This window comes from Streptomyces sp. NPDC049837, assembly GCF_040674455.1.
GTDB lineage: Bacteria > Actinomycetota > Actinomycetes > Streptomycetales > Streptomycetaceae > Streptomyces.
This window is the reverse complement of sequence record NZ_JBFAMP010000001.1, coordinates 976,048-998,275: the sequence shown is the minus strand read 5'-3', so window position 1 is coordinate 998,275 and position 22,228 is coordinate 976,048. Positions and strand designations below refer to the sequence as shown.

The following is a 22,228-nucleotide window of genomic DNA, read 5'->3' as shown; positions in this document are numbered from 1 at the left end:
CCTCCCGAGCGAGCGGAACGATGGGGCTTCGAGGGCATACGGCCCTCGGCGGATCGTCCCCGTATTCCGGCCCGGACGGGCATGCCACGAGCAGACTTGACCCGATCAGAGGAGGGTGAGCTGTGTGGGTGCCGTCTCCGCCTCGGTCCGCCGCTCCGGGAGGGCGGGCGGCTCCGTGATGCGCCGGGCCGCGCCCCGCCGCGCCGGACCCATGCCGAACTCGTCCGCCAGCTCGTGCACCTGACGGGTGATCCGGCGCTGGTACCACTTCGGGGCGTAGGCGCCGTCCGCGTACAGCCGCTCGTACCGCCGCACCAGGTGCGGATGGTGCCGGTTCAGCCACGCCATGAACCATTCGCGCGCCCCGGGCCGCAGGTGCAGGACGAGCGGGGTCACCGACGTCGCCCCGGAGGCCGCGATCGCGCGCACGGTGGCGCGCAGTTGGTCGGGGTGGTCGCCGAGGAACGGGATCACCGGGGCCATCAGCACCCCGCAGCCGATGCCGTGGTCGGTCAGCGTGCGGACGACGTCGAGACGCCGCTCCGGGGCGGGGGTGCCGGGCTCGACGGTCCGCCACAGCTCGCGGTCGGTGAAGCCGACGGAGACGGAGATGCCGACGTCGGTGACCTCGGCCGCCTGGAGCAGCAGGTCCAGGTCACGGAGGATCAGCGTCCCCTTGGTGAGGATCGAGAACGGGTTCGCGTGGTCGCGCAGGGCCGAGATGATGCCCGGCATGAGCTGGTAGCGGCCCTCGGCGCGCTGGTAGCAGTCGACGTTCGTGCCCATGGCGATGTGCGCGCCGTGCCAGCGCGGCGATGCGAGCTGCTTGCGCAGCAGCTCCGGCGCGTTGATCTTCACCACGATCTGCGAGTCGAAACCGAGGCCGGTGTCGAGGTCCAGATAGCCGTGCGTCTTGCGGGCGAAGCAGTACACGCACGCGTGCGTGCAGCCGCGGTACGGGTTGACGGTCCACTCGAACGGCATGCGCGAGGCGCCGGGCACCCGGTTCACGATCGAACGCGCGCGCACCTCGTGGAACGTGATCCCCCGGAACTCCGGGGTGTCGAACGTACGCGTGGTCACGGCGTCCGTACCGAACAGCACGGTGTCCCCGGTGGCCGCGGTGGGGTGGTCGCTCAGGTTGTCCCAGCGCATGGACGCCTCCTCGGTAGCACTGGGCCACACAATAGAACACTTGTTCCCATGATCGCCTCCCCCCGGGCCTTCCCGGATTTGGGCCGCCACCGCGCAGGTGGTTGGCTTGTGCCTCCCCTTAGGAACGAGTGCTGGAGGACATGGCATGGCGCAGGTCGAGGCCACGACGGAACGGGTCATCGCGGCGGACGCGGAGACGGTGTTCGACGCGCTGGCCGACTACAAGAAGACCCGCGGGAAGCTGCTGCCCGAGCACTTCAGCGAGTACGAGGTGCGTGAGGGCGGCGACGGCGAGGGCACCCTCGTCCACTGGAAGCTCCAGGCCACCAGCAAGCGCATCCGGGACTGCCTGCTGGAGGTCACCGAGCCGTCCGACGGCCGGCTCGTCGAGAAGGACCGCAACTCCTCCATGGTCACCACCTGGACCGTCACCCCGGCCGGCGAAGGCCGGTCGAAGGTCGTCGTCACCACCGTCTGGAACGGTGCGGGCGGCATCGGTGGGTTCTTCGAGCGGACGTTCGCCCCCAAGGGGCTCGGCCGCATCTACGACCAGGTGCTCGCCAAGCTCGCCGCCGAGGTCGAGAAGTAGCGCCCGACGGTCACCGGTTCGGGTGGTCTTCCCGTCGGCTCCCCGGCGTGCCCGCGTGGCCCGGCGTGCGGGGGGCCACGGGAAAGCGCCTGATGAGCGCCGGGGCGCTCCCCGTACCCGGCGCCGGTCCGTGCCCGTGACCCCGTAATGCCCCGCTTGCTCCCCCTCGGTGCCCAATGCGAAGAATGGCGCGCCGCGTAGGCGCGACCGAGGGGAGCAGGTTCGTGGGTGGGAGCACGCTGGCGAACGACGGCCACACCACACCGCCGGCCCGCCGCCGATCGGGGCCGGGGGCCCAAGGACCGGGCGCCCAGCCACCCGCCCAAGGGCCCGGCCCCCAAGCCACCGCCATGGGACCGGGCTTCAAGGGCACCTCGGGCGCGGACGCCTCGGGCGCGGGCGCCTCGGGCCGCCTGGGCACCTCGGGGGCGGGCGCTCCTGCCGACCGGGTGCCGGTGGACCGGGTGCCGGGCGCTCCTGCCGATCGGGTGCCGGCCGATCGGGCGCCGGTGGACCGGGAGCGGCGCGACGATGTGCCGGGCGATCGGGCAGCGGGCGGCGATCGGGGGCCGTGGGACCAGGTGCCCGGCGGCGGAGTGCCGTGGGACGAGGTGCCGGCGGACCGGGTGCCGGGCGACGGGGTGCCGTGGGACCGCGTGCCGGCGGATCACGTACCGGGTGCCGAGGAGCCCTGGGACCCGGTGCCGGGCGATCGGCTGTCGGCCGATCAGATGCCGTGGGATCAAGCCGCTTCCGACCCGGTGCCGCACGACGACCCATGGCGGGGCCCCGAGACCGCCCCCTGGGAGGCCGCCGCGGGAACCGCCCCGCCGGGGGAGGACCACGCCGCTGCCGTGCCGGACCCCCGCGCGCCGGGCGTCCCAACAGCCACCCGGCACGGTGAGCCTGACGGTCCGGACGCCGCCGCCCCCGCCGGGCCCGAGGACGACCCCGTCCCGGAGACCGAGCCCCTGGGTCCGCGTCGCGTACGCGTCGTCTTCCTCGGGCTCGTCCTGGCCCTGCTGCTCGCCGTGCTGGAGCAGCTCGTCACCGCCACCGCCCTCCCGGCGATCACCGGCGACCTCCAGGGGGCGAGGACCGCTCCGGGCCGGGCGCTCGGGGTCACCACCGCCTACTTCCTCGCCACCGTCGTCACCCTGCCCGTCCACGCCAAGCTCGGCGACCTCCATGGGCGCAAAGGCCTCTTCCAGTTCGCCCTCGTCGTCTTCGTCGCAGGCTCGGCACTGGCGGGCTGGTCACGCACCATGGACCAGCTCGTCGCATTCCGTGCACTCCAGGGCGTCGGCGCCGGCGGCCTGCTGGCCGGTGCCCAGGCGATCGTCGCCGACCTCGTCCCCGCCCGCCGGCGCGGCCGCTTCCTGGGCGTGACCGGCGCCGCCCTCGGGCTCGCCACACTGGCAGGCCCGCTGCTCGGCGGGCTCGTCACCGAGCACGTCTCCTGGCGCTGGTGCTTCTGGGCCGCCGTCCCCCTGGGCCTGGTCGCGCTGCTCCTCGTCGGCGCGGCGCTCACCCCGCTCAGGCCCGCCCCCCGGGGCCGCCTGGACGTCCTCGGCGCGCTCCTGCTCGCCGCCGCCTCGACCTTCCTGGTGCTGCTGGCCAGTTGGGGCGGAACGGAGTACGCCTGGGACTCACGTGTCGTCCTCGGGCTCGCCTGCGGCGCGGCGGGCACCCTCCTGCTGTTCGTCGTCGTGGAGAACTACGCGCCCGAACCGATCGTCCCGCTCCGGCTGTTGCGCGACCCCACCTTCGTGGTCAGCGGCCTCGTCGGCACCGCCATCGGCGTCGCGCTCTTCGTCGTCGCCGCCTGCCTGCCGGTCTTCTTCCAACTGTCCGGCGGCTCCGCACCGGCCGGCGGTTCCCCACTGTCCGGCGGCGCGGACCCCGCCGAAGCCGGCCTGCTGGTGCTGCCCCTGGCGGGCGGCCTCGTCGCCGCCTGCCTCCTCTCCGGACACCTCATCAGCCGGACCGGCCGCTACACGGTCCACCCCGTCCTCGGCGGCGCCGTCGCGGTCGTCGGCATGTGGCTGCTGTCCCGGCTGGAGCCGGACACGCCACGCCTCACCCACAGTGTCTGGCAGGCGGTCCTCGGCGTCGGCATCGGCCTCGTCCTGCCCGCCCTCGTCCTCGCCGTCCAGAACGCCGCACCACCCGGCGCCCTCGGCACCGCCACCGGCGCCCACACCCTCGTCCGGTGGATCGGCGGCTGCGCCGGCGTCGCCGCACTCGGCGCCCACTTCGCCCACCGCCTCGACCACGCCCTCGCCGGCCGGCTCCCCGCCGGGGCCGCCGGCACCGACCTGCCCGGCCCTTGGTCGGTCACCCCGCACGCCGTCCGGGCCATGCCACCCGCCCTGCGCGACGCGTACCTCGGGGCCTACGCGGAGACGATGCCGCGGACCCTCCTCCACCTGGTGCCGGTCCTCGGCCTCGGCCTGCTCGTCGCCTTCTTCCTCAAGGAGAAACCGCTGGTGACCCAGAACGCCTCCACCGCCTCCGTGCCCCCGCCACGCACCGAGCCGGGACCCCGCCCGGAAGCCCGCCCGGAAGCCCGCCGGGGAGTCCCCGTCTGCGGCACCGTCCAGCACCACGACGGAACGTGCGTGCCGCGCGCCGCCCTCACCCTCATCGACGCGCACGGACAGCAGGTCGGCCGCGGCGCCACCGGCGAGGACGGGCGGTACGCCCTCAGCGTCCCGGGCGGCGGCTCGTACGTGATGATCGCGGCGGCCGGCGGCCACCAGCCCCAGGCCGTCCCCGTCACCGTCGGCGAACGGCCCGTCGAGATCGATGTGGTCCTCGGGGGTGCGGGCCGGCTCACCGGAGCCGTCCGCACCGCCGACGGCACGCCCGTCCGCGACGCCACGGTCACCCTCACCGACGTACGCGGAGAGGTCGTCGCCAACACCCGCACGGGGCGTGACGGGGACTACGTCCTCACCGCGCTCGTCGCGGGGGAGTACACGCTGGCGGCGAGCGCCCCCGCGTTCCGGCCCGCCGCCCTTCCGGTGAGCGTCCAGGCGGCCCGCGAGACGCGCCAGGACATCGAACTGGCCGGCGGAGCGGTGCTGCGCGGGACGGTACGGGCGCCCGGCGGGCGGCCCGTGGAGGACGCGCGCGTGACGCTCCTCGACGCCGCCGGCAACGTCGTCGACACGCTCACCACGGGCCCCGACGGCACATTCCGCTTCCTGGACCTCTCAGCCGGCGAGTACACCGTGATCGCGGCCGGATACCCGCCGGTCGCCACCGTGCTCCGGGTGACGGGCGGCGGACGCACCGAGCGTGATCTGCGCCTGGGGCACGAGGACTGACGCCGGGTCGGTGCCGGGCCAGTTCCCTGGATGCCCGGCGCACAACGGCGCGCGGGCCGTACGGTGGGAACACGGCCGCGGGTCCGCAGCGCGCGCGGGGAAGGAGCCTTCCAACGATGGACAGTGGCGTTCCGCGGCCGAGGGCCGCGACGGATGCGGCAGGAGCAGCGGGCCGGATTCCGCTTGCCGTGGTCGTCGTGGACGGTGGCGGCCTGGTGTCCCACTGGTCGACCGGCGCGCGCAGACTCTTCGGCCACGCCAAGGAGGCCGCCGTGGGCCAGCCCGCCGCTGAACTGCTCCCCGTCTCCGGCGCCTTGGAGCGGGTGTGCGGGACCGATGACAGCCCCGGCCCGGCGCTGGACGCCTCCCTGGGCGGGCTCACCTCCTACCCGGCGGCCGGCCGCGCCCGGCTCTCCGAACCGGGGCAGGAGCGCACCGACGTCCTGTGGTGGGCCTACCCGCTGGTCGGCCCCGGCCCCGAACGGCTGCTCGTCCTGGCGGCGGACGCCGCCCGCCTCCGCGGCGACCCGGCCGGTCAGGAGCACGTGGAGCGCATCGCGCCCGGCTTCGCCCTGCACACCGACTTCCCCGGCTCCGACGAGCTGGCCCGCCGGCTCCCCGAGATCCTGCCGAACATGAGCGTCCGGCAGTCCGCGCGGATCGTGTCCCAGGTCCTCGAACTGGGTTATCCGGTCCTCGAATTCAGCCACCACGCACGCGTGCCCGTCACCCCCGACTGGGGCGTGCCCCGGCGCGCGGAACGCGCCGCACGGGCGCGTACCACCGGAGGAGCCGGGACGGCGCCGGCCCCGGAGCGGGACGTGGAACAGGCCCTGGAGCTGGACCTGGAACGGGACTTGGCGCAGGACCTTGAATACGCCGCCGTGCGCGAGCGGCTGGAGTTCCTCAACGAGGTCAGCGGCCGCATCGGCTCGTCCCTCGACCTCGCCCGTACGATTCAGGAGGTCAGCGAGGCGGTCGTGCCCCGTTTCGGCGACTTCGCCGGCACCTACCTGCGGGAACAGGTCGTCGCGGGGGAGGACTTCCCGGACGGCACGCCGGACGCCACCACCTGGTGGCACCGGGTCGCCGTCGAGCACGTCGACGAACCGGGGCGGTGGGACGATGTCGTACCGGTCGGTGAGGCCATGCAGGTTCCCGAGCACACCCCGTTCTTCCAGTGCATGACGACCGGCGAGCCCGTCCTCGTACCGAGGATCGGCGAGGAGATGGGCACGGCCATCGCCTCGCAGTTCGACAAGCGTGACATCCGTCCGCTGGTCATCGGGCGGTCCATGCTGGTCGTGCCGTTGAAGGCGCGCAATGTGGTGCTGGGGTTCATGATCCTGCTGCGTCACCCCGGGCGGGCCCGGTTCAACGACATGGACCGGGTGACGGGCGCGGAGCTGGCCGCGCGTGCCGGGCTCGTCCTCGACAACGCCCGCATGTACCGGTACCAGGAGAGCGTCGCGGAACTGCTCCAGGATTCGATGCTGCCCCAGGTCACCCCGCGCACGGCCGGCTGTGACACCGCCACGCGTTACCTGCCGGGCACCCGGCTCGGCCGGGTCGGCGGCGACTGGTTCGACGCCGTCCAGCTCCCCGGCTCCCGCACGGCCCTCGTCGTCGGCGACGTCATGGGACACGGCCTGCACTCGGCCGCCATGATGGGCCAGTTGAGGACGGCCGTACAGACCATGGCCGGGCTCGACCTGCCGCCCGCCCGACTGCTGCGCAACCTCGACGACCTGGCCCAGCGGCTCGGCGAGCACTACCTGGCGACCTGTCTGTACGCCGTGTACGACCCGGTCGCCGGTGAGCTGCTCATGGCGAACGCCGGCCATGTGCCGCCGGTGATCGTCCGTGCCGAGGACGGGCGCAGCGACCTGCTCGACCTGCCGACGGGCGCCCCGATCGGCCTCGGAGGGGTGCCGTTCGAGACCGTACGGGTGCCGGTCTCGCCCGGCGACCGGCTCGTGATGTGCACGGACGGGCTGGTCGAGGTCCGGGGCGAGGACATCGGCGTGGGCCTCGCCGCGCTGTGCGAGTCGGCCGCCCACCCGGCCGCCTCCATGGACGACGCCTGCGACGCCATCATCAGGGCGCTGGGCGCCGGGGGCGGGCGCAAGGACGACGTCGCCCTGCTGATGGCGCGGCTGAACGGCATCGACGCCGGGGACGTCGCCCGCTGGGAGCTTGCCCCGGAGCCCGGCGAGGTCGGGCGGGCACGCCGGCTGGTGGGGGAGCGGCTGGCCGGGTGGGGCCTGGACGAGCAGGCGGACACCGCGCGGCTGCTCGTCAGCGAACTCGTCACCAACGCCGTACGGCACGCGGAAGGGGCGCGCCGGATCGAGGTGCGGCTGGTCCGGACGGACGTCCTGCTGTGCGAGGTCACGGACGACGGGCACACCCTGCCGACGCTGCTGGGCACGCGGCCCGCCGACGAGAACGGGCGTGGTCTGCGGGTGGTGAGCGCCCTGGCCGGGCAGTGGGGTGCGAGCAGGGCGGGCGACGGGACGTCGGTGTGGTTCGAGCTGCCGCTGCCGGGGGAGAGGAAGAGGCCGTGAGTGTGACCCGTCGCTACAAGGACGCCTGGGAGGGCTTCTGGAGGCAGGCGCCCGGCGAGGAGGGGGCCGTTATCTGGGACGCCGCCCCCGCGCTGACGGCCGGCCGCCACCTGGAGCTCTTCGAGCCCCACCTGACGGCACCCGGCCTGCCCCTGGTCGACCTCGGGTGCGGCAACGGCACCCAGACGCTCTTCCTCGCGGGCCGGTACGCGCGCGTGGTGGGCGTCGACGTGGCCGCCGCGGCGATCGAGCACGCCCGCCGGCGGGACGGCCGGGCAGGCGCCGCCGCCCGGTTCCGGGTGCTCGACGCCGTGGACCCGGCGGCCGTGCGGGAGCTGCACGCCGAGCTGGGCGACGCCAACGTCTACATGCGCGGGGTGCTCCACCAGACCGACCCGCAGGACCGGCAGGCCCTGGCCACCGCCATCGCGACGCTCGTGGGGGAGCGGGGCCGGGCGTTCGTCGTGGAGCTCGCCGAGGCGGCCGGGACGGCCCTCCGCGGCCTGGCCCGCAGCCCGGCGGGCCCGCCCCCGAAACTGGAACCGGTACTCCGCCACGGCATCGCACCGGCCACCGTCGTGGACGCCGACGTGCCGGAGTACTTCCGCACCGCCGGCCTCGACGTCCTCGCCTCGGGCCGGATGCCCCTGACCACCACCGAACACACCCCGGACGGCACCCCCATCGACCTGCCGTCGCTCTGGCTCGTCACGGCCCGCGCCGCCTGAGGCGCCGAGGCCCCCGACCCTCCAGGGCCCCCGGCCGCTCCCCGGCGGGGCGTCGGCGGCCCTCGGTGGCCCTCGGTACGGAGCCGGGCCGGGTCAGGAGGTCTTGCCGCGGCCCGTCATCGCGTCGCGGAGGCGGTCGACGAGGCCGACCCCGGGGGCGAGGAGCTTGTTGGCCGGGGGCTTGTCGGGGGCGGAGGGGTGGGGGCGGGTCGGGGCCGTCCGCTTCGCCTGGCGGACCTTTTCCCCGAGGTCGTCGAGCACCTCGGCGGAGCACGCGTCACGCAGGCGCGGGAAGAGGTTGTTCTCCTCGTCGGTGATGTGCGACCGGATCTCCGTCATCAGCTTGTTCATCAGCACGTCGAACTGCGGATGCCCCGCCTCGCAGCCCTCCAGCTCCTTCATGATGCGCTCGGCGGCCGCGTGATCGGCCAGCTCCTTCTCGGCGAGCGCGTCACCGCCCGGCACGTGCCGGCGTACCGCCGGGTAGAGGTAGGCCTCCTCCGCGACGGAGTGGCGGACCAGCTCCATGGTGACCTGGTCGGCGCACTCCTTGCGCCGGCTGTCACCGGGCGGCAGTTCCTCGATGGTGGTGAAGAGCTCCTCCACCTCCTCGTGGTCATTGGTCAATTCCGTGACGACGTCTCCACCGTGTGCCATGCCGACGCTCCTTCGCGCGGTATTTCCGGATTTCCCCAATGAAACGCCGCCGCGTCCGTCCCCCGCGTATTGCCGTCGGCTCAGCGTGTCGTTCCACGTGAGGTGCGTCATTTCCTCCCCGGAATTCCGGCGGTACCGTTTCCGTCCCCTCACCCCCGTGCGTTCGGATGGATCAGCCGTGCCCGCAGATTTCTCGCTCTCCCCGCTCATAGCGGCGACCGCGCAGTGGCTGACGCGCGCCTACCCGCCGGGCGGCGGCGCGCTCGACCACGCCCGGGCCGAGGCGCAGGCGCGGCAGGCCGTCACGGTCGCGGCGTGGCTGCGCTACCCGACCGCGATGGACGCCGCGCTGGTCGCCGTGGCCGGGCCGGGCGGTTCGGCCCGGCTCGACGGGGTCACCGGCGCGGACGCCGCCGAAACCGGTGCCGAGGAGCCCGACGCGTGGCGCACCTGGGTCGACGAGGTCGTCGCGAGCTGGGCGGCGTCCCTGCTCAGTACGCCCGGGCTCGCCGCGGCCGCCATGGAGGCCCTCGCCGGGTCCCCGCACCTGGAGGGGGCGCCGGTGGAGTTCCGGCGGCTGGTCGACCCCGACGAGCACGACCGGCGGGCCGCCCCGCTGCTGCGCCACCCGGACCTGCTCGCCCCGATAGCGGAGCTGCACCGGGAGCAGCTCCTCCACCGGCTCGGGGACCGGCTCGCGGGCTGAACGAGACAGAGCCGCCCCGACGCGTGATGCTGAAGCGGTGAACGGTTGGGAGAACAACGCGTGGGCGATCCACGCGCCCACGCTCGGAGTGGAGGAGGAGTACTTCCTCGTCCACCCCACGACGCGCGCCGTGGAACCCGCCGGTGCCCGGGTGGTGGCACGGGCCTCCTCGATGGTCGGGGACCTCGTCTCCGGTGAGTTCACCGAGTACCAGATCGAGGGGAAGACGCCGCCGTGCCCGGGGGCCGAGGAGCTGCGCAAGGAACTGCACCGGGTACGGGCGGCGGCCGTGGCGGCCGCGCGGGCCGAGGGCCTCCGCCTGTGCGCCTCCGGAACGCCGGTCCTGGGCGTCTCCCGCCGGGCGGACATCGGCGACCACCCGCGCTACCGCGCCGGGGCCGACCAGTACCGCGCCATGCTGGACGACTTCGCCATCAGCGCCTTCCACGTCCATGTGCACCTGCCCGACCGGGAACTCGCCGTCCTGGTGGGCAACCACCTCAGGCCCTGGCTGCCGCTCCTGGTGGCGATGAGCGCGAACTCACCGTTCCACGAGGGCCTCGACACGGGCTACGCGAGCTGGCGGTCCGTGATCAGGAGCCGTTTCCCGTGCCTGGGGCCGCCGCCGTACGCCGAGTCGCTCGCCCATCACGAGCGGCTCGCCACCGCGATGGCGGAGGCGGAGGCGATGCTGGAGCCCGGCATGCCGTTCTGGGACGTCCGGCCCAACCCGCGCCTGCCGACGCTCGAGGTGCGCTCCATGGACGTCCTGGCGGAGATCGACGACACGGTGGCCCTCACGGTACTGATCAGGGCGCTCGTCGTCACGGCGGCGAACGAGGCCGTACGCGGCGATCCGGGCCCGCGCGTCTGCGGCGAACTGCTGCGCGCCGCGTACTGGCGGGCCGCCCGGGACGGCTGGCCCGGCAGTGGCGTGGACGCCCTGAGCGGGCGCGTCCTGCCCGCGCCCGAGCAGGCGGAGCGGCTCGTGCGGCATGTGCGGCCGGTGCTGGAGGCGTACGGGGACATGGGCGAGGTGTTGGCGTTCCTGCGGCGGCTCGCGGCCCGGGGGACCGGCGCGGAACGGCAGCGCGCGTGGGCCCGGGGCGCGACCGGCCCGGCCGGGGTGGTGGACGCCCTGGTGCGTGCCACAGACTGCGTCAGCGTGCCCTGAGCGTGGTCACCAGGACGTCCCGGTGGGCGGGCCTGCCGGTGTCGAGCGGGCGGATCGGCGACACGCCGTGCAGGGTGGCGCGGTCGTCGCCCAGGAGCAGCGTGCCCGGCTCGCTCAGCGTGGTGGTCAGCAGCTCACGGCCGTCGGGATCGTAGACCGTGCTCTCGCCGCCGGTGGCGTTCTCCCTGCCGATCAGCAGCGACGTCACCAGCGTGACACCGTCGCGGTGCCTGCCTTCCGGGGTGGGCGCGCCCTGGCTGTCGGCCGAGGCGACGACCCGGAACGGGTGGACCTTCACGCTCCACTCGGCCGCGTCGTCCAGGCAGGCCGCCACGTCGCCCAGCATCCGCAGCAGCGGCGTGAGGAGCGGATCGGCCACGAAGGCGTCCGTCAGAGGCTCGAAGTTCCGGTCCACGTCGACGTACAGCGGATTGGACTGCTCGGGCTGTACGAAGGCGACGTGCGGCAGCAGCGTCAGCTCTCCGGTGCGGGTGAGGGAGAAGTGCCCGTAACGGCGCAGCCGGCGCGTTCCCCGCTCGGCCGCGTACTCATCCGGGGCCAGGTCCTCCCAGTGGGTGGCGAAGCAGGCCCAGCCGTGTTCGTCGGTCCCGAGGCACTCCGAGACGGCCGCCGGTGACATCACGTACGCGCCCGCCGACACGAGTGCCTCGCGGGCGGCGGCGACCGGGGCGGTGTGCGCCACGGTCCTCTCCTTGGCCACGTCGTCCATGCGTCCATGTTCGGGTGGCCGGCCGTCATCCGCATCCGGCACCCGGCCGCAGCGTGCGTCCGGCGTCGGACCGAAGCCCGCGTCCGGCGTCCGGCACCCGGCCGGCGCCTGGTCCGCACGTGGCCGTCCGGCGCCCGGCCGACAGTTATCCACAGGCCTGGGCAGGCGGGGCAGGACCGCGTACGGTTTCGAGGCATGAAGATCCTTGTCAGCGCCGACATGGAAGGCGCCACCGGTGTGACCTGGCCGGCCGACGTGCTGCCCGGAACCCCCCAGTGGGAGCGGTGCCGGTCCATGTTCACCTCCGATGTGAACGCGGCCGTGCTGGGTTTCTTCGACGGTGGCGCCGATGAGGTCCTCATCAATGAAGCGCACTGGAGCATGCGCAATCTGCTGCTCGAACACCTGGACGAGCGTGCCGAGATGCTCACCGGCCGGCACAAGTCCCTCTCCATGGTGGAAGGCGTCCAGCACGGCGACGTGGACGGCATCGCGTTCGTCGGCTACCACACGGGCGCGGGCACCGAAGGCGTCCTCGCGCACACCTACCTCGCCAACTCCATCACCGGCGTCTGGCTCAACGGCGTACGGGCGAGCGAGGGCATGCTCAACGCCCATGTCGTCGCCGAGTACGGCGTCCCCGTCATCCTCGTGACCGGCGACGACCTGACCTGCGAGGACGCCCTCGCGTACGCCCCGGAGGCCCGCAAGGTCGCCGTCAAGGACCACGTGTCGCGGTACGCGGCGGTGTGCCGCACCCCCACCCGGACGGCCGCCGACATCCGCGCCGCAGCCAAGGAGGCGACCGCTCTCGCCGTACGGTACGAACCGGTGCGCGGCGGGCCGTTCACCGTGGAGCTGGAGTTCGACGCGGAGCACCTCGCGGCTGCCGCCACCGTCGTCCCGGGCGTGGCCATCAGCGGGGAACGGCGCGTCGCGTACACCAGCGAGACGATGTACGAGGCCATTCGCGCCTTCAAGGCGGTCACCACGATCGTCTCGGCCGCAGTGGAGGAGCAGTATGGCTGACGTGACGCCCTTCGACACGGATTCCCAGGCTCTCGACGAGGTGGTGACCTTCACCTCCGAGCTCATCCGGATCGACACCACCAACCGCGGCAACGGCGACTGCCGGGAGCGGCCCGCCGCCGAGTACGTCGCCGAGAAGCTCGCCGAGGCCGGGCTGGAGCCGGCCGTCCTGGAGCGCACACCCGGCCGGAGCAACGTGGTGGCGAGGATCGAGGGCACCGACCCGTCCGCCGAAGCGCTCCTCGTCCACGGCCATCTGGACGTGGTGCCGGCCGACCCCGGCGACTGGGACGTGCACCCCTTCTCCGGTGAGGTCCGCGACGGGCTGGTGTGGGGCCGGGGCGCCGTCGACATGAAGAACATGGACGCGATGGTCCTGGCGGTCGTCCGCGAGTGGGCCCGCCACGGCATCCGGCCCCGGCGCGACATCGTCATCGCGTACACCGCCGACGAGGAGGCCAGCGCCGCCGACGGCGCCGCCTTCCTCGTACGCCGCCACCGGGAGCTCTTCGACGGCTGCACGGAGGGCATCGGCGAGTCCGGCGCCTACACCTTCCACGCCGGACCCGACCTGGAGATCTATCCGATCGGGGCGGGGGAGCGCGGCACCGCCTGGCTCAAGCTCACCGCGGAGGGCAGGGCGGGCCACGGCTCCAAGGTCAACCGGTCCAACGCGGTCAGCCGGCTCGCCGAGGCCGTCGCCCGCATCGGCAACCACCAGTGGCCGGTACGCCTCACCCCGACGGTGCGCGCCGCCCTCACCGAGCTGTGCGCGCTGTACGGCCTCCAGCCCGACTTCGACGCCGACGACTTCGACGCCGACATCCTGCTGGCGAAGCTCGGCCACGCCGCCGCCCTGGTCGAGCCGACCATCCGCAACAGCTCCAACCCGACCATGCTGCACGCCGGTTACAAGGTCAATGTGATCCCGGGGACCGCCTCCGCCCACATCGACGGACGCGTGCTGCCCGGCGGCGACCTGGAGTTCGCCGAGACGATGGACATGCTCACCGGCCCGGACGTGGAGTGGGAGTTCCAGCACCAGGAGATCCCCCTTCAGGCGCCGGTCGACTCACCGACGTACGCCAAGCTGCGTGCGGCCCTGGAGCACTTCGAGCCGGACGCGCACGTGGTGCCGTTCTGCATGTCCGGCGGTACCGACGCCAAGCACTTCGCCCGGCTCGGCATCGTCGGCTACGGCTTCGCACCACTGAGACTGCCCGTCGGATTCGACTACCAGGCGCTCTTCCACGGCGTCGACGAGCGCGTCCCGATCGCCGCGCTGCACTTCGGAATCCGCGTCCTCGACCACTATCTCCAGACCGCATAGAGGGGGAGCATCCGGCATGGTACCCACGGGGGCTTACGGAACCTGGCCGTCACCGATCGACGCGCACCTCGCCGCCGCGCACGAGGGGCGTCCCGAGTACGTCGGCGTGGTGGGCGACGAGGTGTGGTGGACCGAGCCGAGGCCCGCCGAGGGCGGCAGACGCGCCCTGGTGCGCAGGCACCCGGACGGCACCGAGGCGCCGGTGCTGCCCGCCCCCTGGAACGTCCGCAGCAGGGTCGTCGAGTACGGCGGCCAGCCGTGGGCCGGGGCGGTACGGGAGGAGGCCGCCGGGCCGCTCGTCGTCTTCAGCCACTTCCCCGACCAGCGGCTGTACCTGTACGAGCCGGACGGCGACGGCGAACCGCGGCCGCTCACCCCGGTGTCCGGCGTGGGCGGCGGACTGCGCTGGGTGGACCCCGTCATCCACCTGGACCGGGACGAAGTGTGGTGCGTCCTGGAGGAGTTCACCGGCCCGGGACCCGGTGACGTACGGCGCGTCATCGCGGCCGTGCCGCTCGACGGCTCGGCGGCCGAGGACCGGGGCGCCGTGCGGGAGCTGACCGACGGCCGGCACCGGTTCGTCACCGGGCCAAGGCTCTCGCCGGACGGCACACGGGCCGCGTGGCTCGCCTGGGATCATCCGCGGATGCCGTGGGACGGCACGGAGGTGATGACCGGCGACGTCACGGACGGCGGACCGTTCACCGGTGTGCGGGCGGTCGCCGGGGGCACCGAGGAGGCGGTCTGCCAGGTCGACTGGGCACCGGACGGCTCGTTGCTGTTCGTCTCCGACGCCTGCGGCTGGTGGGAGCTGCGACGGATGAGGCCGGGCGCGGGGGAGGCCGGGCTGTGCACGGGGCGGGCCGAGGAGTTCGGCGGGCCGCTGTGGAAGATCGGGCTGAAGTGGTTCCAGCCGCTGGACGACGGGACGATCGCCGTCATCCACGGCAGGGGGGCCACCAGCCTCGGCATACTCGACCCCGAGACCGGTGAGGTGGTCGACGCCCCCGGGCCGTGGACGGAATGGGCCTCCACGCTCGCCGGGCACGGCACGCGCGTCATCGGTGTGGCGGCCAGCCCGCGCAGCGGCTACGAGGTAGTGGAGCTGGACACGTGCACCGGCCGCACCCGGGTCATCGGCTCCGCCCACGCCGACTCCGTCGACCCGGCGTACTACCCGGAGCCGCAGATCCGCACGTTCACCGGCCCGGACAACCGCGAGATCCACGCCCACATCTACCCGCCGCACAACCCCGACCGGATCGCCCCCGACGACGAACTGCCGCCCTATGTGGTGTGGGCGCACGGCGGACCCACCGGGCACGCCCCGCTCGTCCTCGACCTGGCGATCGCCTACTTCACGTCGCGCGGGATCGGCGTCGCGGAGGTCAACTACGGCGGCTCCACCGGGTACGGCCGTCCCTACCGCGACCGGCTGCGGGAGCAGTGGGGCGTCGTCGATGTCGAGGACTGCGCCGCCGTCGCGGAGGCGCTCGCCGCCGAGGGCACCGCCGACCCGGCCCGCCTCGCGATCCGGGGCGGCAGCGCGGGCGGCTGGACCGCCGCGGCGTCGCTGGCCGCCACCGACGTCTACGCCTGCGGCACGCTGCTCTACCCGGTGCTCGACCTGACCGGATGGGCGGACGAGACGCACGACTTCGAGTCGTGCTACCTGGAGTCGCTGATCGGGCCGCTCACGGACGTGCCCGGCCGCTACCGGGAGCGCGCGCCCATCTCCCAGGTGGAGCGCATCGCCTCGCCATTCCTGCTGCTCCAGGGGCTGGACGACGTGATCTGTCCGCCCGCGCAGAGCGAGCGGTTCCTGGCGGCGATGGCCGGGCGCGGCATTCCGCACGCGTACATCGCCTTCGAGGGGGAGGGGCACGGCTTCCGGCGGGCCGACAGCGTGGTGCGGGCCCTGGAGGCCGAACTCTCCCTGTACGTACAGGTCTTCGGGATCACCCGCCTCGATGTCCCGCTGCTGGAGCTGAAGAAGTGACGGCCACGCCGCTGGAACGGCCCTCGCGGTTGCGGCCGGGCGACCGGGTCGCCATCGTGTCGCCCAGCGGCCCGGTGCCCGAGGACCGCCTCCGGGCGGGGGTGGACATCCTGCGCGGCTGGGGGCTCGACCCCGTGGTGATGCCGCACGTCCTGGATGTACACCCCGAGTTGCCGTACCTCGCGGGCGCCGACGAGGACCGCGCCCGCGACCTGACGGAGGCGTGGTGCGATCCGTCCGTCTCCGCGGTGATCTGCGCACGTGGCGGTTATGGCGCGCACCGCATGGCCGACCTGCTCGACTGGACGGCGATGCGGGCGGCGGGGCCCAAGGTGTTCGTCGGCTACAGCGATGTGACGGCGCTGCACGAGGCGTTCGCCGTACGGATGGGGCTGGCCACGCTGCACGGTCCGATGGCCGGGGTGCTCACGTTCCTCAAGGACGCGGCCACCCAGGAGTCGCTGCGGGCAACGCTCTTCGAGCCCGAGACGGTGCGCACCCTGGGGCTGGACGGCGCCCGGCCGATGGTGCCCGGCCGGGCCCGGGGCGTCACCATGGGCGGCTGCCTGGCCCTGCTCGCCGCCGACCTCGCCACGCCGCACGGCCGCCCGTCCGCGCGCGGCGGCCTGCTCCTGCTGGAGGACACCGGCGAGGAGGCGTACCGACTGGACCGCATCCTCACCCAACTACTCCGCGCCAACTGGCTGGACGGCGTCTCGGGCATCGCGCTCGGCTCGTGGGAGGAGTGCGGCCCCTACCCCGAGGTCCGGGCCACCCTCCTGGACCGGCTGGCGCCCCTCGGCGTACCGGTGGTCGAGCAACTGGGCTTCGGCCACAGCCCGACCAACCTGACGGTGCCCCTCGGCATCCCCGCCACCCTGGACGCGGACGCCGGCACGCTCACCCTGGACGAGCCCGCACTGCGCTGACTGCGCGCCCCGCCTGTTGGTTGAATGCGCGTCAAGAAACCCCCGCACAACCGTTGACGTGGATCTGACACGTGTCACACCATGAGCGCGGCCCGGTACTTACCGGTCGGTATGTGCCACCTCACCGTGGAGGTCCCCGTGTCGTCGCGCGCCCTGCCCAGGCTTCGGAAGTCCCTGGTTCTCGTGGCCGGTGCCGCGCTCGGGGCACCGCTGGCCACGACCGCACCGCTCGCCACGGCCGCACCGCTGGCCACGGCCGCACCGACCGCAACGGCCGCGCCGCTCGCCGTGGCCGTGCCGTCGTCGGCGGCGACCGGGGCGGATGGTCCGTTCACCGTCACGCCACTGACGTTCACCGTGGAGGCGGGGGGACGCACCTGCGCCGTGGACGCCGACCTGTACCGGCCGGCCGGGGTCGACGCCGGGCACCGGGCGCCCGCCGTGCTGGCCACCAACGGGTTCGGCGGCAGCAAGTCCGACGGGTCCACCGCGGCCATCGGCAAGGCGTTCGCCGAACGCGGCTATGTCACCCTCGTCTACTCGGGGCTCGGGTTCGGCAAGTCCGGCTGCCTGATCTCCCTCGACGACCCGCGCATCGACGGCACGGCGGCGTCCCGGCTCCTCGACTTCCTCGGCGGCGAGCGCGCCGCCGACGACGGAACCAAGGCCGACTTCGTCACCACCGACGGCCACGGCGACCCGCGCGTGGGCATGATCGGCGGCTCGTACGGCGGTGCCATCCAGCTCGCCACGGCCGCCGTCGACCACCGCGTTGACGCCCTCGTACCGATGATCACTTGGCACGACCTGGCGTACTCGCTGGATCCCAACAACGCCTCGCGTGATGTGCCGGGGGCGTTCAAATGGCAGTGGGCCAACGGCTTCTACCTGGTCGGGGAGGGGCAGCCGCTGCTCGTGCCGAGCCTCGACCCCACCCGGATCAACCGCCTGGACTGCCTGCACTTCGTCACCCGCGCCTGCGAAACCGTCCGGCTGCTCAACTCCGGCCGCTACCCGGCCGGGAAGACACGGGAGATGCTCGACTTCGCACGCAGCGTGTCCCCCGTCTCGTACCTCGGCAAGGTCAAGGCGCCGACGCTTCTCATCCAGGGGCAGGCCGACAGCCTGTTCAACCTCAACGAGGCACAGGCCAGTTACGAGCAGCTCAAGGCGCGGGGCACCGAGACCAAGATGATCTGGCAGTCATGGGGCCACAGCGGCGGGCTCACCGACCCCGCGAGCGGCGAACTCAACCTCGGCCAGGGCAACCTGGAGACGAGCTACGTCGGCCGGCGCATCCTCGCCTGGTTCGACCGCCACCTGCACAAGAGGACAGGCACGGACACCGGCCCCGCCTTCGCGTACTACCGCGACTGGCAGACCGGCTACGGCACCGCCGCCGCCGTGCCGCCGCTGTCGCGCACGCTGTACCTGTCCGGCGACGGCAAGCTCGTCGACAACCGCGCCAAGGTGGCGCGCGGCGCGCGCCAGTACCGCAACCTGCCACTTCCGACCAGCCACTCCGAGTCCTCGCTCGCCGGGCTGATCGGCCTCACCGACCCGAAGCCGTACGACACGCCCGGCACCTTCCTCGGCTGGACCAGCGAGCCCCTGAAAGCCCCCCTCGACGTGGTCGGCGCCCCCAGGGCCACCCTCCGCGTCACCTCGCCGGCGGCCGAGCGGGTGCAGCACTCCGGGGACGCCGCCGACCAACTGGTGCTCTTCGCCAAGGTGTACGACGTCGCCCCCGACGGTGCGCAGACGCTGGTCAACCGGCTCGTCGCGCCCGTGCGCGTACCGGACGTCACCCGGCCGTTCACCGTGGAGCTGCCCGGCATCGTGCACCGGTACGAGGCAGGCCACCGCCTCCGGTTCGTGATCGCCGCGAGCGACTCCGCGTACCTCGGCAACCGCGGCATCAAGCCGGTGACCGTCACCAGCGCCCCGGAGGACACCGGTGTGCTCCGGCTGCCCGTCGTCGGCGGAGGCGTCGGCGGACCGGCCTCAGGAGGTGCCCACGGCCGGTGACCGGTGGGCCTCGCGCAGCGTCGTGTACACCGACCACACCACCGACACCAGCGGCACCGAGACCACCGCTCCGACCACGCCCGCCGCGATGGCTCCCCCGACCACCGAGACCGCCACCACCAGCGGGTGGAGCCGGACCGCCCAGCTCATGACCAGCGGATGCAGCAGGTGCCCCTCGATCTGACCGATGATCACGATCAGCGCGATCACGATGCCCGCCGTCAGCGGTCCCTTCGCCGCCAGGGCGACCACCGCCGCGACCGCCAGCGCGACCGGTGAGCCGATCAGGGGCACGAACGCGGCGAAGAATTCCAGGAGCGCCAGCGGTACGGCCAGCGGCACTCCGAGGAAGTACAGCGCCAGGCCGACCAGGATCGCGTTGGTCGCGGCCACGAGCACGATCCCGCGCGTGTAACCGGTGAACGTGCGCCAGGCCGCCGGCCCGGCGAGAGCCCACCGCGACCGCGACCCTTCCGGCAGTTGCGCGCAGAACCACGCCCACTGCCGGTCTCCGGAGTGCATGAAGAACACCGAGGCGAACAGACCGAGGGCGACGGCGGTGAGCACGTGCACCGCTTCGCTCGCGCCGCTGAGCGCCTTGCTGAGCAGCGTCGAGCGATGGCTGGAGAGGAACTGGGCGACCCGGGAGTGCAGGTCCGACAGCACATCCGGGTTCAGCCGGAACGGCGGTTCCTCCAGCCACTCCTCGATGCGGTCCACGCCGTCCCGGAACTCCCGTACCAGCGTCGTGGTCTCGCCCGCCACGGCTTCCCCGACCAGTACCAGCGCCCCCAGCACCAGCGCGATCCCGCCGATCAGCGTGACGGCGACGGCGAGCCCGCGGGGCAGCCCGCGGGCCACGACGTCGGCGACCGGCCTCAGCATCGCCGTGATGACCAGCCCCAGGAAGAGCGCCACCCCGATCTCGTGGAACCGGCCCAGCACGGCGAACACGGCGTACACCACCGCGCCGACGACCAGCAGGCGCCACGCGTGCGCCGCGGCCCGGCGGAGGAACGGGGACACCTGTGGCTCCATGCCCAGGGAGGTACCACCGGGAGCCGGCCGCCCCACGCACCCGGGCGGACGTTCGCCCGCGCGGGGGGCCGGACCGCAGCCGGCTGGTGGCTCACGCCAAGGGGCGGCCGGGCCGCCGGGCCGCTAGAGGGCCGCGTAGCCCGGGCGGATGACCTCGTCGATGATCCGGCGGCGCTCCGGCAGCGGCAGGAACGCGGCCTCGACGGCGGCGACCGTGAACTCCTCGAAGACCTCCGGGCCGTAGCCGAAGGCGTCCACCATGTGCTGGAACTCCTGGCTCATGGTGGTGCCCGAGACCAGGCGGTTGTCGGTGTTCAGCGTGATGCGGAAGCCCAGGCGGCGGAGCTGGTCGATCGGGTGCGTCGCGTAGTCCTTCGCGGCGCCCGTCTGGAGGTTGGAGGTCGGGCAGACCTCCAGCGCGATGCGGTTGTCGCGGACGTACGCGGCCAGGTGGCCGAGCGTGGCCGTGCCGTCCTCGCGCACCTGGATGTCGTCGGTGATCCGCACACCGTGACCGATCCGCTCGGCGCCGCAGACCTGCACCGCCTCGTGGATCGACTCCGCGCCGACGGCCTCGCCCGCGTGGATGGTGAAGTGGCAGTTGTGCCGCTTCAGGTGCTGGAAGGCCGGCAGGTGCCGGGAGGGCGGGTTGCCGATCTCGCCGCCCGCGATGTCGAACCCCGCCACGCCCCGCTCGCGGTGGGCGACGGTCAGCTCGGCTATCTCCAGCGAACGGTCCGTGTGACGCATGCCGGTCAGCAGCGTGCCGACGGTGATCCGCCCGCCGGTGCGGCGCTCACCCTCGCGGAAGCCGTCGTTCACGGCCTCCACGACCTCGTCCAGGGACAGGCCGCCCGCCAGGTGCTGCTCGGGGGCGTACCGGACCTCGGCGTAGACGACACCGTCCGCCGCCAGGTCCTCGGCGCACTCGGCCGCGATGCGGAACAGCGCCTCGCGGGTCTGCATCACCGCACAGGTGTGGGCGAACGTCTCCAGGTAGCGCTCCAGCGAGCCGGAGTCGGCGGCGTCGCGGAACCAGACCGCGAGCTCGGCCGGGTCCTCGGTCGGCAGGCCGGTGTAACCGCACTCGCGGGCCAGCTCGATGATCGTGGCGGGGCGCAGGCCGCCGTCCAGGTGGTCATGGAGGACCGCCTTCGGGGCGCGGCGGATCCAGTCGGCGGTGGCGGGAGCGTCGGCGGGGACGTTGTCAGACAAGTGCATGGGGCGCGAGTGTACGGCACGCCCCGGCTGGACGCCGTGACGCAGCCGACAGGGGGCGGTGGCAGGGACCAGGCGCTGGGGCCGGCGGCAGGGACTAGGCGCTGGAGCACGTGGCAGGGGCCGACGGCAGGGTCAGTTCGACTGGAGGACCGGGAGGGCCGCCGCGCCCGTCGGCAGCATGTGCTTGGCGGCCAGGACGGGGACGTCGCCGGCGCGGACGACCTGGGTGATCAGTACGGCCGGGGTGTCGGCCGGCCGGCCGAGCTGCTCTCCGCGGCGCTGCCCGACCAGCGTGGCCGTCACGCTGCTGTGGGCGCTCAGTGGCACGCCCCGTGACGAGGAGACGAGTACGGCGAGCATCGACGTACGGGCGGCGTCCGGCTGGCCGGCGACGGCCTCCAGCGCCCGCGCGAAGGCCGGGTGGGCCACCTCCAGGACCTCCTCGGCGGCCGCCCACTCCTGGCTGAGCGCCGCCGCCGTACCGTCCGCGGCCAGCAGCGACTCCCAGAACCGCAGCCGGGCCCGGGCGGCCGCGAGCAGGTGCTGGGCGGTGAAGTCGGTCGGCTCCTCGACCGCCCGCAGCAGGGCCCGTACGCGCACGGGGGCGCCCGCGCCGATCAGCTCCTCCAGCGGCTGGATGTGCTCGAAGCCGCGCCGGGGCGGCCGGTCGGCGACGGTCCGGCCGACTCCACGGCGCACCGACAGCAGCCCGTCCTCCTGGAGCAGCAGCAGCGCCTCGCGCAGGGCGGGGCGGCTCACGCCCAGCTCGGCGGCGAGCTTGGGCTCGGAGGGGAGGGTCGAGCCGGGCGGGTAGGTGCCGGCGTGGATGGCGTCCACGATCCGCTCGTACAGCACCACCACCGGTCTCCGCTGCTCAGCGCTGCTGACCACCACTGCCCCTCCTCGGCTCACTTGTCTGCAAGTTATGCCCCGACGGCCGGGCTCGGCAATGGTGTTCGGTCTCGATTCAGCGCCACTGAGCTGCGGCAATTCGAAAAATTGGCCGCAGGGTATTG

Annotated in this window: 17 protein-coding genes; 11 read left to right on the top strand and 6 right to left on the bottom strand. The window is 73.5% G+C overall.

Features of this window, described 5'->3' with window-relative positions:
* Nucleotides 1-105 precede the first annotated feature (105 nt).
* Nucleotides 106-1,155 (bottom strand): Rv2578c family radical SAM protein, encoded by a 1,050-nt coding sequence (locus AB0J57_RS04490; RefSeq protein ID WP_366126415.1) that lies wholly within the window; start codon nt 1,153-1,155, stop codon nt 106-108.
* Between the two features lie 145 nt (nt 1,156-1,300).
* On the opposite strand from AB0J57_RS04490, the gene AB0J57_RS04485 reads away from it, so the two are divergent.
* The 4 genes from AB0J57_RS04485 to AB0J57_RS04470 all read left to right on the top strand — a co-directional run bounded on the left by AB0J57_RS04485 (nt 1,301) and on the right by AB0J57_RS04470 (nt 8,371).
* Nucleotides 1,301-1,744, top strand: coding sequence for an SRPBCC family protein (locus AB0J57_RS04485; RefSeq protein WP_366126414.1), 444 nt, complete (start codon nt 1,301-1,303; stop codon nt 1,742-1,744).
* Nucleotides 1,745-2,094: 350 nt separating this feature from the next.
* The gene (locus AB0J57_RS04480) at nt 2,095-5,076 is read left to right on the top strand and encodes an MFS transporter (protein ID WP_366126413.1); all 2,982 of its coding nucleotides are present in this window, start codon (nt 2,095-2,097) and stop codon (nt 5,074-5,076) included.
* Between the two features lie 116 nt (nt 5,077-5,192).
* Nucleotides 5,193-7,643 (top strand): SpoIIE family protein phosphatase, encoded by a 2,451-nt coding sequence (locus AB0J57_RS04475; protein WP_366126412.1) that lies wholly within the window; start codon nt 5,193-5,195, stop codon nt 7,641-7,643.
* Nucleotides 7,640-8,371: a class I SAM-dependent methyltransferase gene (locus AB0J57_RS04470; protein ID WP_366126411.1), complete on the top strand. Its 732-nt coding sequence runs from the start codon at nt 7,640-7,642 to the stop codon at nt 8,369-8,371. The genes AB0J57_RS04475 and AB0J57_RS04470 overlap by 4 nt, the downstream gene beginning before the upstream one ends.
* 93 nt (nt 8,372-8,464) lie before the next feature.
* Here AB0J57_RS04470 and AB0J57_RS04465 read toward each other — a convergent pair whose 3' ends face one another.
* Nucleotides 8,465-9,028 (bottom strand): hemerythrin domain-containing protein, encoded by a 564-nt coding sequence (locus tag AB0J57_RS04465; RefSeq protein WP_366126410.1) that lies wholly within the window; start codon nt 9,026-9,028, stop codon nt 8,465-8,467.
* Between the two features lie 178 nt (nt 9,029-9,206).
* On the opposite strand from AB0J57_RS04465, the gene AB0J57_RS04460 reads away from it, so the two are divergent.
* The gene (locus tag AB0J57_RS04460) at nt 9,207-9,734 is read left to right on the top strand and encodes a hypothetical protein (protein ID WP_366126409.1); all 528 of its coding nucleotides are present in this window, start codon (nt 9,207-9,209) and stop codon (nt 9,732-9,734) included.
* A gap of 37 nt (nt 9,735-9,771) precedes the next feature.
* Entirely contained in the window at nt 9,772-10,908 is a 1,137-nt protein-coding gene (locus tag AB0J57_RS04455; RefSeq protein WP_366126408.1) for a glutamate--cysteine ligase, read from the top strand.
* Here the strand turns inward: AB0J57_RS04455 and AB0J57_RS04450 are convergent.
* The gene (locus tag AB0J57_RS04450) at nt 10,895-11,638 is read right to left on the bottom strand and encodes a 2OG-Fe dioxygenase family protein (RefSeq protein WP_366126407.1); all 744 of its coding nucleotides are present in this window, start codon (nt 11,636-11,638) and stop codon (nt 10,895-10,897) included. The genes AB0J57_RS04455 and AB0J57_RS04450 overlap by 14 nt on opposite strands.
* Nucleotides 11,639-11,833: 195 nt before the next feature.
* On the opposite strand from AB0J57_RS04450, the gene AB0J57_RS04445 reads away from it, so the two are divergent.
* The 5 genes from AB0J57_RS04445 (at nt 11,834) to AB0J57_RS04425 (ending at nt 18,953) form a co-directional block, all read left to right on the top strand.
* Nucleotides 11,834-12,667 (top strand): M55 family metallopeptidase, encoded by an 834-nt coding sequence (locus tag AB0J57_RS04445; RefSeq protein WP_366126406.1) that lies wholly within the window; start codon nt 11,834-11,836, stop codon nt 12,665-12,667.
* Nucleotides 12,660-13,997, top strand: a complete 1,338-nt coding sequence (locus AB0J57_RS04440) for a M20/M25/M40 family metallo-hydrolase (RefSeq protein WP_366126405.1) — start codon at nt 12,660-12,662, stop codon at nt 13,995-13,997. The genes AB0J57_RS04445 and AB0J57_RS04440 overlap by 8 nt, the downstream gene beginning before the upstream one ends.
* Before the next feature lie 16 nt (nt 13,998-14,013).
* Entirely contained in the window at nt 14,014-15,996 is a 1,983-nt protein-coding gene (locus AB0J57_RS04435) for a prolyl oligopeptidase family serine peptidase (protein WP_366126404.1), read from the top strand.
* The gene (locus tag AB0J57_RS04430; RefSeq protein WP_366126403.1) at nt 15,993-16,925 is read left to right on the top strand and encodes an LD-carboxypeptidase; all 933 of its coding nucleotides are present in this window, start codon (nt 15,993-15,995) and stop codon (nt 16,923-16,925) included. Before AB0J57_RS04435 ends, AB0J57_RS04430 begins: the two co-directional genes overlap by 4 nt.
* 111 nt (nt 16,926-17,036) lie before the next feature.
* Complete coding sequence (locus tag AB0J57_RS04425) at nt 17,037-18,953, top strand: CocE/NonD family hydrolase (protein WP_366126479.1); 1,917 nt, start codon at nt 17,037-17,039, stop codon at nt 18,951-18,953.
* On the opposite strand, the gene AB0J57_RS04420 is transcribed toward AB0J57_RS04425, so the two are convergent.
* The 3 genes from AB0J57_RS04420 to AB0J57_RS04410 form a co-directional block, all read right to left on the bottom strand.
* Entirely contained in the window at nt 18,930-19,991 is a 1,062-nt protein-coding gene (locus AB0J57_RS04420) for an AI-2E family transporter (protein WP_366126402.1), read from the bottom strand. The two genes, AB0J57_RS04425 and AB0J57_RS04420, sit on opposite strands and share 24 nt — an antisense overlap.
* A 123-nt stretch (nt 19,992-20,114) precedes the next feature.
* Nucleotides 20,115-21,212, bottom strand: coding sequence for an adenosine deaminase (locus AB0J57_RS04415; RefSeq protein ID WP_366126401.1), 1,098 nt, complete (start codon nt 21,210-21,212; stop codon nt 20,115-20,117).
* 132 nt (nt 21,213-21,344) lie between these two features.
* Nucleotides 21,345-22,103, bottom strand: coding sequence for a GntR family transcriptional regulator (locus tag AB0J57_RS04410; protein ID WP_366126400.1), 759 nt, complete (start codon nt 22,101-22,103; stop codon nt 21,345-21,347).
* Nucleotides 22,104-22,228 lie beyond the last annotated feature (125 nt).